A 14,032-nucleotide genomic window follows, 5' to 3' on the forward strand; every position below is an offset into this window, starting at 1 on the left:
TGTCACTGCGTAGGGACCAAGCCGTCCGCCCCCGCGACCACGGCGTTTAAAGTTCTGCGGTTCCAAGGGAATCTCGTCCATGCCGTCTCTTCGGCCGGATGAATTTGCGTGAGAACAGTTGGTTCAAGAGGAATTGAGATTGGCCAATCCTTCAAACCGGCGAGCCAGTCGGGGTTGTAGACTGTATCTGAATGACGATGCCCTTCATCTGGCATTATCACGACGGTGGAGGCGTCCGGATTGTGCCTGGCGAACCAGGCGCCGACCAAGGCTGCGGCGCCGCTGGTCGGCCCCATGAACAGCCCGTGATCGCGAAACAGCCCATGCGCCATTGCGTAGGCCGGCAATGCGCCCACCCAATGAATATCGTCGATCATCTGATGACGAACATTTTCCGGCAAAACACTGTTGCCCAGCCCGCGCAACATGCGACGTCCGACAGGCTGGCCAAAGAGCATGCTTCTGTGGGTATCGACTGCAATCATCCTGAGATCAGGAAAGAGCTCACGAAGGAAGCCTCCGGTTCCACAAAGCGATCCCCCAGTGCCCACGCAGCCGACGAGGCAATCGATACGGCCGAATGATCGAACAACGAGGTCGGCCAGGCGCGCGTAGGCCAGGCGGTTTTCCGGACTGTCGTATTGCCGAGGCCAATACGTGCCCGGGCTATCTTGCAGCGTCTGCTGAAGATACTGGAGCCGACCGCGCTGATTGCCGTCTCCTTGAGGATCGTCGATGGCCATGACTTTGGCACCAAGTTGTTCCAGTCGCCGCCTGAGTTTCAGGTCGATGAGGGTGGAGGCCGTGACAAGTGTAAGCGCATAGCCACGAGCCGCAGCCAGCATGGCGATGGCGAGGCCGAATGTGCCCGACGTCGTTTCGATGATGTGACCTTCCCGCCTGAGGCGCCCTGACGCTTCCGCCTGATCGACCATGAATCGGGCGGGCATCAGCTTCATAAGGGAAAAGCAGGCGGCGTTGAGGTTAGGTGCGAGTTGGGCAAAACGCGGCGTCTCGTAGGCGCGTAAATAGTCTTGCGCCGCGCTCACTGGATTAGCCCCGTTTCGGCGTTAAGGGCAAACGTATGGACGCCTTGGAGGCCTGCGCCGCTCACCTGCCTTGCGAGCTCAGCAGCGCGCATGCCCGCCCTGGGTGCGTTGGCATCCAGAAGGATGCCGATCAACGTGCCACTGTGGGCCACCTGCACACCGCACGCGTCATGCGCCCGTGCTATATCCAAAACGGTATTGAAGGATGCCTTCGGCAAATGCCTCTGGCTGATACTGGCGCTGATGGTTGCGACACGTCCAAGCAAGCGGGGATCTTGTTGCCGGATGGAGTGGTTCGCCAGTCCCCGCAGAACACGGAACAGCCCGATTTCCTCACCATCGTAGCGTGCCCGTGGCATGCTCAGCGTATCGATCGGCCGGGCACTGCCGTCCCTGAAACCTACCAGGAGAAGGGGCGGGAACTCGCCACCGAAGTGTTCGATCGTACGGCCTTCCCGGTGGGCGAAGAGGAGAGGTTGGTCGCCGTAGGCAATGGCGTCGCTTGCGCCTTCCGCGGCCACCGCCAGTCGCGCAATCGTTGACTGGCGCAGCGTGAGGCCCGCTGCGGCTGCCACCGCACGAATCGCAGCAATGACGTCTGCGGTCGAGGAACCATAGCCATGCCCTATCATAATAGGGCTTTCGATCGTAAGTTCTCCACCTCCTTCAGCTACTCCGATATGCTCGAGCGTAAGGGCTGCCGCGCGTGCCGCTTTGGTCCGGTTTGCAGGCCGCGGTCGAATCCCAATTTGTTCATGCGGCCAGAAAGTCGCTAGCGATTCTTGCGACGTGAGCGGCAGGGTTACGAGTCCGCGACAAAGCCTTCCTTTTTCCCCTTCAAAGACGCCTTGGAGGAATTCCCCATGGTGGGCGTGCGCTCGTCCGACGCCTACCGCCAGAGGCAGCCTGATAGTCTCGTTGTTGATGTTGTCCGAGCTTGTCCGATGGCCAGATCTCGTCATCCCCGTCTTTGTCACCACGTCATCTCCTCACCTGGAATTGACAGATGATGCGTATGACTGATCCATGCTGTCACTCGCCAAATCTTGGTAGTGCCAAAGGCAAGCGCTTCATGCAAAGATAGGGGCAAGATCGCCCCACAAATTGGGCGTCCAATACTGGACTAGATACAGCAGCACGTGCCGAGGGCGGTTGGCCATGCGGACAACCGTTCCGAAATAATTGCGCCACGCACCGTGTCTTCATTATTGTTCTTGTAAGGAGGTTGGACTGCTCACCCTGTGTCAATACTGAGATTTGGCGATAGCCCGCAGCGGCCAAAAGCGCACCGGGTTCAGAGTGCGTTGGGCTCTGGCAAAGCCTCTTTCGGTTGTCATGAACCGTGCCAGCATCGGCGCGATCAGCTTTGCCGGATCAGTGATTGTCTCGCCGCTTTCACGGCCAAGCACATCGGCATTATCCACACCTATGAGGGTGGCCAAAATCCAACGCTCGGCACCTTTAATAAACTGCCGCCCAGAGGTGGACAGCCGCTGTTTGTTTTGTCCACCCGAACGGGCAAGGAGGGCCATTTCGCGACCTTTGCGGTCGGATAGCAGGAAGTCGCGATTTTGAAACAAAGCGGCCCTCCGGTATGTCGGGCACTGCGCCGGCAATGCCATGTTCAAGGTGTTCGTCGGCAGCAGCGAGGCACGGCAGCTCGGGGACCCTTGCGCCGACCGGTCCGTGCGCAGTTCCAGTCAGGTCACGGCTGGACATTGACGAAGAAGGTTGCGCCTGTGCCTGTCCTTGGTTGCGGGTCCTGATCCTGACGGCCATTGGCGCGGATGACCGTTACCGAATAGCGGTAGCCGGCGGCAACGGGCCGGTTCAAGATAATGGCGGTGATCGGATAATCAATCCGCACCTGGGCAGCGAGCGTATCGGCGTTCAATTCAGCCGTGCCGCCTGCCTCGAATTCCACGAGGATCGCGACGATGCGCTCGCTCTCACGTCCGGCGATCGGTTCGAACAAGCCAGCAACGGCCTTAGCCGTGACCAGTCGGAAATAGTCGACGGAACTACCGTCGAAGATGTGATTCCACACCGCCTCCGGATCCACATTCACGCGCACGCCGCTGAGATCGAAGGCTATGTCCGGCGCCAGCGCGAAGGGCGCCGATGACGTGACAAACAGTTCAACCGCTTCCCCCGGCGCCACATTTTGCTTCGGCAACGCACCCGGTGCGATCGAAGCCGGGATCGCCTCGCCGCCCGTGCCGATCGCCGCGTCGAGGGTTTGGATATCGACCGGGCTCTCGATAGCATTGGTCAGCACGACACGCAGCGTTCCGGCCTCGGCGATGGCGATATAGGAAAAGATGTCGCCCTCGAGATCGTCGAATCTGGCCTCGAACGGAATGATCTCCGTGCGCCCGTTTGGGACATCCACCTCGACCTTGCCGATGAACAGAGCGGCGGTGGTCTGATGCATCGCATCGAACAGAAGGCGGAAGTCGGGCAACGGCATGGACAGCGTGTCTTTCAGCGCGCCGTGCAGCACTGTCGCGATATCCGGCCGCTGTTCGTGAACCGAACCCGATTGCGTCGGCCGGTCAACGAAGAAGCGTATATCGCTGGTCGGCAAAGGCTGGAAGTCGATGCTCGACGCGCCGAACTGTGGAAGGGCCAGAAGCTGGTCGCGTGCATCCTTTAGCCGCTTGGGATCGATGAACGGCGCGACGACATAGTCAAGGATCATCGTCGTGTCCGATCCATCGGGCTTTGAGGTGACACGAACGGTGGCGAAGGGCGTGAAGGGCGGATCGCGTCGCCGCGCAATCTTGTAACGGTCGGGAAAGATATAGATGATCGACCGGCGTGAAGCGTCCTGGAGATAGGTGTAGAAATTGTCTTTCCAGGCAAGCGCATGGCGGATCAACTGGCTTGCGCCTCCCGCGGACGCCGCGACTCCCTGAAAGATATAACCGTGCAGGGCGGGCGAGAAGCAAAACGGCTCGGGCGTAATCGTCTGTTCCAGCTCACGCCGCACGGCCGTGTATGTCCGTTGCGATCGACGCAAGTCGACGGTTGCGACAGGCTCGGACTGCCGCTCGATGTTCGAGCGCCTGTCGGTGAGCGATACGCGCAAGGCCGATGGCGCATCGGTGCCAGCGGGAATGGGAACAATGAGCGCGGAAAGCTGGCGCGCAGAATCGAGGTCGCAGAAGCCGTGGAGACGCTTGCCGCTGTCGGCATCGACGACATCGATCCAGGTTCGCGAAGCCGAGGCATTCACGCCACCCGGCGGGAGGTCAGGCGACGGGGCGAAGAAATCGTCGGAATAGTCCGCCCAATTGTCGATTGCGAGGGTAATAGTCGAACCGTCCGACTGGTCCTCGACACCGAGGATGGACAGCCGCGGTATCGGCAGCGCATCCACGATGGGAATCGGCGGTTGCCGCACAAGCGTACCGATGGCGAGCCGGACGGACGGAATGGCCGCCTTCACGAAGCCCGCCTCATGCGCGGCAATCATCAAATTCGCCACGATGCCCCGCTGCAGGGTGGCGAGGCTCGTTTTCGAGGTGGCATTTGCCGTAATTATCTTGTCGCGTATGCTGTCCGGTTCGAATGTCAGGATCTTGTTCGGCGGCCACACGACCGAAATTTTCTTCGGCAGGAAGGGGCCGAGCGGCCTGCCATTGCCCGTGCCGGACCCGCCTCCCCCATGCGGCCTTGGCGGAGGATCGGGAATTTCCACGTCAATCACGCGACGAATAGTAAGGCGGGCGGCTCGCTCCTGCTCGGTCAGCGCGCGATAAACCTCGTCACGCTCCATCAGCGTGGCAAAGGTCAATTTGGCCCAGATGTGATCGCTCTCGCGAGTGACATCGGTGAACTCCAGCGTCTTACGCGCGCCGGACGGCGGTGCCATCAGGAAGCTTAGCTCGATCAGCACTCTGTGCTGATATTCCGTGGAGTCGGGCGCCTGCGCCAAGACCGAAGCAGCCGGGAAAGCCTCGAGGCCGACCGTCAGAGTCGAGGTAGCGTGCTGCTGCGAAAGCGCAATCTGAAAGCGCTGCCCGCCCTCGACATTGTCGGTGCCGAGCCGATAGACCGGAACATACAGTTTGCGGCTGTCGTCGGAGAGGAGCGTGTAGACAAGCTGATCGGTCGGCTCTTCTTGCGGGCTGCGCCCAACCGCCACGACCGCGTCTTCAAGGCCGGCCGGAGACGACTCTCTGCGGCGATCCAGGTTCTTTGGCAGCACTTCGCGGACTGGCTGCGCCGCGCGCGCTGCCACCGGGCGTGCCCGCTCTTGGCGCTTTAACCGCGAGCTTTTGACGGCCAATGGTTTATCGGCGGGCGAGACCGACCAGAGCGATCCCATGGCGGCGGAGCCGCGATAACGCAGACCCGCCGTGAACGGCGTGGATGCGAACCACCGGAAAGTCCTCGTCGGTTCCGCCGGCGTGAAGGCCAACGTCGTGACGTTGTCGGGGATATCGTCGAGTCCGATCGGCAGCACGCTGAGCGCCCGGATCTGCGCGTCATCGTCGAAGATGCAGGTGATCTGGACCTGAGTTGGGCCATAGGAGGGAAAGGATGCGAGATCGAACCGCGCGTCAGTGCCGTCCACCGTATTGAGGCGAAGCGTACCGGAGCCGTCCCGCGCGGTTGCAACGGCTTCGATGCGGACCGCGTCGCACCCGCGCGGGATGGCTATGGCGGTGGAAAGCCGTCCGCTGTCGAGCACGAACGGCGTCGTATGCTCTTTTCCCCCGGCCGTGTAGGTGCAGAGGCCGCTGACGATGGCCAGTTGAATGAGGGCCGGCGTTGCCTCGACCCGCGTCAGTTCAAAAGGAAACATATCCGGGCCGAGGCGCAGCGGACTTCCGCTCGCCTGCGTTTCCGGCCCGTCGACCTGGGTGACACCGTTCTCGTCCTTCAACACCGCGAAAGTCGAAAAGCGATAGACGAGGGGCTCACCGGGCGACAGCATGACATCGATGTCGACGATATCGCTTGTGCCGCCGAGTTCGGCCGTCACGATCCGCGGCTGCGGCCGCAAGGGCGGGCGTGGTGCAAACACCATCGTGATGCCGAGCGCTTCTACCCCGGTACGCGATGCCGGCAGGTTGAATAACACCGAAACACGCGACTGGCCGACCGGCGGTAGCGTGCTCATGTCGCGACGAATAACGACCGAGCCGATGCCGAGACGCTCGGCCTGCTCCTGCGCCGCCGACAGCAGGTCGACGGGCAGCAGCATGCGCCGCGCGGCAAGGAAAGGCTGCGACAACGACCAGACGAGATCGACGTCTCCGGGTTGCCGCTCCAAGCGGATGACGGGAGAATCCCCGAGCAACCGGGCGGGAATGAAGTGCCCGAAACGCGCGATGATTCGGTCCGTCATGGTTTCGGCGAAACTCTTCGCCATGCCGGCGTCGACGATGCCGTCGATACCAATGGGCAGAGCCGCGAGGTCGCGGCTGAAATGGTCGGCAATCAGCGATCGCGGCACGGCACCGGTCGCATCCGCCAGGACGAGTAGCTCCTCCAGCAACCGGGATCCGCTGAAACGCACCACCACCGGCACGCGCGGCGACACGCCCATGGTCTGGGCTTCGGCGATGGCGGGGAGACTGTCACGGGTCTGCAGCATGGCCTCCAGCATTTGCCCCGCGCCGATGTCGAGTTCCATAAGAAGTCGGGCGCTGCCCAGCCCGTTCGACACGAGAGCAATCGGCTCAAGCAAGCTGGCGAAAGGTTGCAAGACCGGCGATGGGGTGAACCTGAAAATCCAATCGGTCAGCACGACCGGTGAGATGGATGCGTCGGCATTGATTTCTCGAGCGCGCTCGAGAGCCGGGTCGGTAGCGTATTCGGCAACGATGCCGCAAGACAGCACTGCCCGCGACTGGCTTTCCTTGAGGCTGCGAATGAGATCGAGCCTGAAGGCCAGCTCACCGGTGCTCGATGAGCCTACCGTGCCGCCAGCCGGCTCAAGCCGAAACGGACCGCCACCAAAGCCCTGGAAGATGCGTCCCCTGTCAAAAGAAACGGGCCGGTCCCAATCTGCACTGTCGATGAGCGCCATTCCGGCCTCCTGCCAGGGCAATTCCGTGAAAGGTGCGCAGCGGTTTTCCATCCGGAACTGCGTAAGAACTAAAGGATCGGAGAATGTGCGCTGCGCTCCGGTTCTCGAAATCCATCTTTCTCGGTTCGACCTGACCCGACTCTCAACACATGTTGTGACGAGATCGCACGCGCAATGTCAGCCGCCGGTGCGTGCCAGACCGTGCGACTATAGGCGCTGCGACAGATGCCGGCTGCACCATCCGGTGCTCCCGCGGCCAGCAGCCGCAATTGGGCAAGCGCCTCCAGCTGTTTCGTCACACCGCATTCGACCGCATGGTCGACCGCTTCCGCCAGATAGATGAGAGAGGGATAGAAGGGCGTGAGAGACGACAGCCGCGCTGGATCCTGTCCCGCCCACTGCAATCCGCCGACGATTGTCTGGATAGCCGCATCGTGGCCCGGAAACGAGTTTGTGCCGAGCAGCGCCAGCAGCGCCGCCACGTTGGCATTGACGCAGCAGTCGACGATATTGGCGAAGGGTTTCGCCGGCTCGGCGCGTGAGGATTCGGGAGGGATCCAGGTGAAGAAGCTGCCTTCCGCTACCCATGGCGGCAGAACGGGCAACATGGCGGCTTTCACCCGGCAGGGCAGAATGGCGTCGCAGACAATGCGCAGCGTCGCTGCGCGGCCGATCCGCCCATGACGCAGCAGTTCGCACAGGATGATCGCGGTATCGTCTACATCAGCAGGCACGCCCGTTGCCCAGGCAGGCCTGTCGTCGTCGGGCCAGAACGAAAAAGCATTGGGCGGGCGAGCCGAACGGCAAGCGGTGAGCCAGTCGAGACCACGGCCGACGATCTTGTCGCGTTCTGGAGACGGTGGCGCGTTGCGCAGCCTGCGCAGCACGATCGCCGCCGTGAAACAATTGAAGTCGGAGACGGCCTGCCCGTCTGGCGAGACGATTACCGAGGGGAACGCGCCGTCGGCACGCTGCAAGCTTGCCAGCGCGCTGAATTCGTTCCCATTCATGGCGACACCGGGCGAAAGCCGATTGAGAGGCTCGGGCCTGCACCGGTACGAAGCGTGATGCCGACAAGACCATGGAACGTCGTCCATTTTTCCCGGTCCGCTATGGGGGCGGTGGCCTCAAGATAATTGTGGGCACCGCTCCATGCGACGCCGGCTGCCTGAACGAAGCGCCGACGGATACGCGAATCCGCCCCCCAGAGCGAACGAGCGAAGAAAAAGAGGGTCACGCAAACTTGGCCGGACGCTTGCGCGAAGCTGACCCCGACCGACGGACCCGGCAGGCGTCCGCGGATCTCATGGCTGTACAGGTTCTCGATGAAGTCCAGAACCTCGCGGGCGCTTTTGGCAAAGCCGGCAGGCTCGAGAACCGCCGCCAGTTCCGCCGGCAACAGCGATGGCAGCTTCAGGTAAAGTTCGATACCCCTTGCCGAGCAGCCGATCATGCGAGGAATCGCGGGCCGGTCGGGCAGGCGCGGAAGCCGAAGCGGCAGCAAGCCGGGATCGACATTGGGAGCAATCTGCGCATAGAGCTTGGCCCGCCTCGCGCCGCCGCCGAAGCGGAGGCCGATCCATGCGCCGTAGGCAGGCGGTGAATCGGCCTGGACAATACTGCGGACCAACGCGAGCGTTTCCTCCCCCAAGGCATTAGCGTCGATCGATCCGATCAGGCTGATGGCAAGCTCGAGCCGCTGCCTGGTCGTCAGGTTGCGCGCGCCGGCTTCCACCGTCACGCGCAACGTCTCGTCGGCCGTCGAAACGGCGAACTCGACGGGAAAGCCGTCGCCCGTCAGCTTGCTGCCGCCGAAGGCGTCGGGACCTTCGGCGTAGAGCCGCGAAGCGAGAATCGCAGCGATCACATCCGGCATGTCGGGGGCAACATCGCGATAGCAGGCGAGCACATGCCTGATCGCCGCGTCGATGCTCGAATGAGTAGACGGCGCGGCCTGCTCGTTCGCGCGGCGGGCGGCCATGCTAGGCAAGCGCGATCTCCACCGTTGCTAGGCCGCCCTCGACCAATTCCACGCTGGCGCCGCCGAGCCCGTTGCCGCGGCGGGCCTCCAGCGAATAGCTTCCCCCCCTCAGGCCGTTCAGCCGAAAGGAGCCGTCGCCGGAGGTGATGGCGGCCATGTCGCGATGGGGCTGCGAGCTTTGCGTGATCGCAACCGTCGCACCGGCGACCGGCCCACCCTTTTCATCCCGGACCATGCCGATGATCGATCCCTTCGCCATGCCCCGCCCCCCTAGGCCGCCTCGCCGGACCAGTTCAGGATGTTCTGGTGAACTTCGCCGGTGATGCGGGTGCCGCCATTGTTGACCGAGGTTCCGAAAGTGTGGATCGCCACGCCATAGCGATAGCCTTCGCTGGTCATTTCCCAGACCGGCGAGCCGCTCTGTCCGCCATATGTGTCGATCTCATAGGTGAGCTGTTTTTCGAAGACGTCTTTCACCGTCCGGCTGTGGAACCATTGAGTGCCGTCGACATGGGCCGGACCGCCGTCGCCCGGATATCCAGACAGGTTCAGCGTGACGTTGCGCAGGTAGTCGTCCGGCCGATTGGCATAGCCGAACCAGCCAAGCTGATCGCCGAGGCGTTTGTCAGTGGGCAGGATGATCGCACCATAGTCGAAATCGGAATTTCCGTCACGCGTCCATCCGGTCACGCTGCGCATGTCGGTGGCGACAACCGTGCCGAACGGACGGTTGTCGGCATCGCGGCCCGGAGCCACTTCGATCTGGCTGACCCAACCACCCTCGTCCGACATGTAGACGCAATGCCCCGCCGTCAACAGCAGCCGAGGCCCGACCAACCAGCCGGTTCCGACATATTGGGCCCCGGTATTGGCTGTAATCAGGAGCGAGCAGATGCAGCGCCACGGGTAAAGCTGGTTGTTGGTGACGCGCACACGGTCGTCGCTTCCAAGAATGACCTCGTAAAGCTTGGTGCTGACCAGTTGCGCTCGCGCCGCCGCCCGCTCGATCGCGTTGCCATAGCTGCCCCAGTAGGCGTCGATGGGCTTCAGGTTGACGACGCCCGGGGCTGGAACCGTCTCCGGCCGCTCCGAGCGCGGCGTCGCCATCTTCTCGATTGTCGGCGCCTGCGAGCGGCCCTGGGCCCCGAAATACGACTTGAACTCCTTCGACTCCGTCAGCGGCGCGCGATTGGAGTCCGACTGATGCATGTTGACCGCGGCTATGAGGGTCGCGGCGGGAGACGGAGCTGACTCGGATTGCTTCCTTCTCAATTTGGTGGATTCGCGGAAGCGATCAAGAACATAGGCTTCCTTCTGCACGGCGACGTTGCGCTCAAATGCTTCCTTCTTGGCCGCTTCGCTATCTGCAGTTTCTCCCCCGGTCGAAGGCGCTGTGGTTCCTGTCGTTCCCGTGCCGCCGCTCGGCGCGCCGGTCCCTGACGTTCCGGTTCCCGCGCCCGTCGTCGTTCCGGTTCCGCTGCCGCTTCCCGCTCCTCCGGTGCCCGTTCCTCCGGTGCCTGCGGGATATGTTGTGCCCGACCCGGTGCCCGGCGCGTTGGGAGTGGAGCCGTTGCTCGGAGTGGTTCCACCGGTGCCGCCGGGCGAAACCTGGTCCGCCAAGGCGTCAAGAAAATCGTCGAAGGCGGAGACCACTTTCTGCTTCTGCGTCTCGACAGCGGAGACTGCGACTACGACGGGCGCCGCCGCTGCTTCGGCAGGCTTCTGATAGCCGTAGCTCTTTCCTTCGCGCGCCGGCTTCGCTTCCTTGGCCTGTAAGGTAGCACTTGTTGCACTGCTCATAGCACTCTCCTTCGTAATGTCTCCTGGGCCATGTATTCGCCCAAGAACACTGTTGTGGTTGCAGGGTTGACAGGTGGAAGCCGGCGTACCGAGTTGTCGACGCCCAGAACGGTGATCTGCATCGTGTAGGTGTTCTGACTGCGATCCGTGCGGCCAAAGCGGATACGCCGCGAGTCCACCTCGGTTGGCTGGAACTTGATCTGCTGCGTGCGCTTCTTCGTCGAGTTTTTCTCCTGATAGCTCAAATCGACAATGACCAGGCGGATCTGGGAGGCATCGTAATTTGGGTAGAGTTCGATAATCAGCGGCTCGTCGAACGGGTCGTTCACCGTGATCAGAGGAATGTTGGTCCGCAGGGGAGCGATTTCCTTCGTGCTCCCATCCTTGAGGCGGTGAACCCAGCGATAGGTGAACCAGCGCTGCTCCGGATCGCTGAGACGCAGCTTCCAACTCTTGGGGACATCGCCGGGCGTGACGGTGATCATGGTGTCGCGCGACCACTGGCCGGGATGCTCGTAGTGCAGAAACACATCGGTGGAATCGACCATGTCGGGATCGATGTCCCCCGGCACGATCCGAATTTCATGGAATCCAAAATCGCGGAACGGATTGACCAGCAGCGTGCGGTCTAAGGACGACACCGGCGGCAGGTCGTAGCTAAGCTTCTCGCCATCCCAGCCAGAGAGCGGGTTGAAGTGATATTGCAATGAGAGCGTGTAGCTCAAGTCGAACTTCGGGTTCAGGAAGAACGACGCCTTGTCCTGGTTCGCGCCGCCGGGCCTGAAGCTGATGTCCTTGTGCTTGATGCCGACCGGGTCCGTTGCGCGGCCGTATTCGATGGCGACATCGGCCTTCATCAGACCGATCGGATCGAAGACGGAAGGCGCGTCGATCTGAATAGCGAGTTCCCGGAAGAAGGGGCTGTCGAGATCGACCTCTATGAAATGCGGCGGTCCGTCGAGATCGTCGGCAAGCAGCCCGATCAATCCTTGTGGCGCAAAGCTGCGCTGTTCCGCCGATTGGCGATTGTATTGCAGCGTCACGGTCTTGTCTTCGATCTGCTCGATCTTCTGGAGCCGGAACGCGAGCTTCACGCCGAGCGGCGGCTGCTGCGGGATCGTCGGCGCCGTGGTGCCGGGCTTGGGTGCGGCAGCGCCGCCCGAAGCCGGAGGCGGCGTGGCGCCACCTGAAGCTGGAGGCGCCGTTCCCCCTCCACCCGAGGCTGGAGGCGCTGAACCGCCACCCGAAGCTGGAGGCGTTGTGCCGCCGCCGGAAGCCGGAGGTGCTGAACCACCGCCATCGGAGGCCGGCGGCGTGGCGCCGCCATTCGAAGGAGCGGCCGCGCGCGAAAGCGTTCCGCGAATTGTCACCGCCCGCCCTTCGGCTGAAGCGCCGCGCACCAGCGCATAGCGATCCTCGGGACTGCCGGATCGGCCGGCGGCCCGCGCCACACTGAAGCCCATGGGCGTGACCGACGTGACTTGCGCATCGGTGCCGATGATGCCCACGGCGACATCGGCGCGGCGCTGCGTGAGATCCTGGTTGAGGCTCGCCGCGCCATCATTGCCCTCGTAGCTCGCATGGCTCTCGACCGTCACGCGCCTTGGCGAACCGAGCGTATTCCCGAGCCAGCCGCGCAAGGCGTCGGCGCCATGCGCGCCATCGCCGCCAACGCCCGGCTGACCCGTACTCGTTTCAAACCGCGAATCCAGCGGAGTGGTGCGGTTGGCCAGGTAGCCGCCATAGGCGGCCGAGGGCGGCGATACGGACCAGCCCTGCGCGCGCGGTTTGTCAAAATCGAAATAGAGCCGGAATTCCTGCTGGCCGCCGGGCGTGGGACGATAGGTCGCTTCGACCTGGACGGTGGCGCCCGCCGCGAGGGTGAGCGTCGCCTGCCGGTCATCTGACAGCGCTTCTTGTGTTCCGTTGATGAACACGATGGGGGGCTCGCTTGCACCGAGAAATAGCAGCGTCACCTCGTCGCTGTCGGCGCGCTGAGTCATCTGCACGTCATAACCCGGGGTTTCCGGATCGATCGTGCGGGTGAACTGCGCCGGGGCTCGTCCGGCCGCTTCGAGAAAGGCATAGGCCCACACTTCGCGCGTTTCATAGCGCATTGGCATGACGGTCGACTCGCTTGCCATCTCGCCGCCGGCCGGACGCGGCGAACTCCCACCGGACGGCGCGCTGCCGCCAGCCGGCGCTCCTCCGGCGGGTGGCGATGCACCACCGCTGGCAGGCACTGCACCGCCACCACCGGCCGGCGGCGTGCCGCCAGCCGGTGGCTTTCGATCGAAGGTGACGGGAGCCAGTGTCGGCTGGAACCATTGCTGCAGCAGATTCTGCTTGAAGAAGTCGAGCGCCCATTTCTCCTTGTCGTCCTGGTCGGCGGCACTGGAGAAATTGATGACCTTAATGTCGATGACGCCGTCCTGCTTCAGCTTCTCGAAAGCCATGTCGATGCCCGCCTCGAGATAGACGGGAACGCCATAGATGACGGCGCCGGCGGTCAGGTCGACGCTGAAGTTCAGGCGATCGTAGATCCGCTTGAAATTCGCGGTTATCTTGACATCGAGCGCCGGCCGCAGCGCGGTGTATTTGAGGTCGTAGATGACGCCGACGGGCGTGGCGCCCTGCCTGAATGCCTGGTCGAGGATGGTCGACCCCTCCTCGCTGAGCGTCAGGCTGAAGATCGCCGTATTGTTGCCGCCGAGCGATGGCTTGGTTGCGCCGAGCACTGCCTCCACCGCCACGAAGGCGCCGGCCGGTGACGGCGTCGCCATGGTGCCGCCGCTTCCCTGGACATTGAGCGCGATTACCTGCACCTTGCCGTCATCGAAGGGAACAGGGGTGAGCCGAGGCGTGCCATTGCTGAAGCGCGCTACCGCACCGATGATCTTGCGTTCCACCTCCGGATCAAGACGCAGTTCGACCTCCATCATGAGGAAGCCGCCACCCTTTACGCCCGCGCCCGCCACCGCCGGCCGGTAGCGGATGAGCGTGAATTGCGGCACGCCCTCGCGCTCGGCAAGAACGACCGGCGCCGGCAGGTACCAGAATTGCGCCGGGTCGGCATGATCGGCGAATACCGTAACGCCTTCGACCGTAACCGTCTTGCTTCCCATCATCAGCATGGCTCAGCTCCCGGCATTACACGCT

At 62.8% G+C, this 14,032-nt stretch carries 9 protein-coding genes; all 9 read right to left on the reverse strand.

Annotated features, from left to right (window positions below; all coding sequences use genetic code 11):
• Positions 1 to 2: 2 nt before the first annotated feature.
• Positions 3 to 1,049, reverse strand: a complete 1,047-nt coding sequence (locus tag NKH93_RS03580) for a PLP-dependent cysteine synthase family protein (protein ID WP_352969162.1) — start codon at positions 1,047 to 1,049, stop codon at positions 3 to 5.
• Positions 1,046 to 2,011 (reverse strand): GHMP family kinase ATP-binding protein, encoded by a 966-nt coding sequence (locus tag NKH93_RS03585; protein WP_352969444.1) that lies wholly within the window; start codon positions 2,009 to 2,011, stop codon positions 1,046 to 1,048. Before NKH93_RS03585 ends, NKH93_RS03580 begins: the two co-directional genes overlap by 4 nt.
• 282 nt (positions 2,012 to 2,293) lie before the next feature.
• Positions 2,294 to 2,629 (reverse strand): DUF2274 domain-containing protein, encoded by a 336-nt coding sequence (locus NKH93_RS03590; RefSeq protein WP_352969165.1) that lies wholly within the window; start codon positions 2,627 to 2,629, stop codon positions 2,294 to 2,296.
• A gap of 125 nt (positions 2,630 to 2,754) precedes the next feature.
• On the reverse strand, positions 2,755 to 7,092 hold the full coding sequence (locus NKH93_RS03595; RefSeq protein WP_352969167.1) for a hypothetical protein: 4,338 nt from the start codon (positions 7,090 to 7,092) through the stop codon (positions 2,755 to 2,757).
• A gap of 68 nt (positions 7,093 to 7,160) precedes the next feature.
• Entirely contained in the window at positions 7,161 to 8,102 is a 942-nt protein-coding gene (locus NKH93_RS03600; RefSeq protein ID WP_352969169.1) for a prenyltransferase/squalene oxidase repeat-containing protein, read from the reverse strand.
• Positions 8,099 to 9,073, reverse strand: coding sequence for a hypothetical protein (locus tag NKH93_RS03605; RefSeq protein WP_352772163.1), 975 nt, complete (start codon positions 9,071 to 9,073; stop codon positions 8,099 to 8,101). Before NKH93_RS03605 ends, NKH93_RS03600 begins: the two co-directional genes overlap by 4 nt.
• Position 9,074: 1 nt before the next feature.
• Positions 9,075 to 9,332 (reverse strand): carboxypeptidase-like regulatory domain-containing protein, encoded by a 258-nt coding sequence (locus NKH93_RS03610; protein ID WP_352678424.1) that lies wholly within the window; start codon positions 9,330 to 9,332, stop codon positions 9,075 to 9,077.
• Between the two features lie 11 nt (positions 9,333 to 9,343).
• The gene (locus tag NKH93_RS03615) at positions 9,344 to 10,873 is read right to left on the reverse strand and encodes a trypsin-like serine peptidase (protein ID WP_352969171.1); all 1,530 of its coding nucleotides are present in this window, start codon (positions 10,871 to 10,873) and stop codon (positions 9,344 to 9,346) included.
• Positions 10,870 to 14,007, reverse strand: a complete 3,138-nt coding sequence (locus tag NKH93_RS03620; protein ID WP_352969173.1) for a hypothetical protein — start codon at positions 14,005 to 14,007, stop codon at positions 10,870 to 10,872. The genes NKH93_RS03615 and NKH93_RS03620 overlap by 4 nt, the downstream gene beginning before the upstream one ends.
• Between the last annotated feature and the right edge of the window lie 25 nt (positions 14,008 to 14,032).

The organism is Mesorhizobium sp. M0954 (genome assembly GCF_040319155.1).
In the GTDB taxonomy this organism is placed as follows: domain Bacteria; phylum Pseudomonadota; class Alphaproteobacteria; order Rhizobiales; family Rhizobiaceae; genus Mesorhizobium.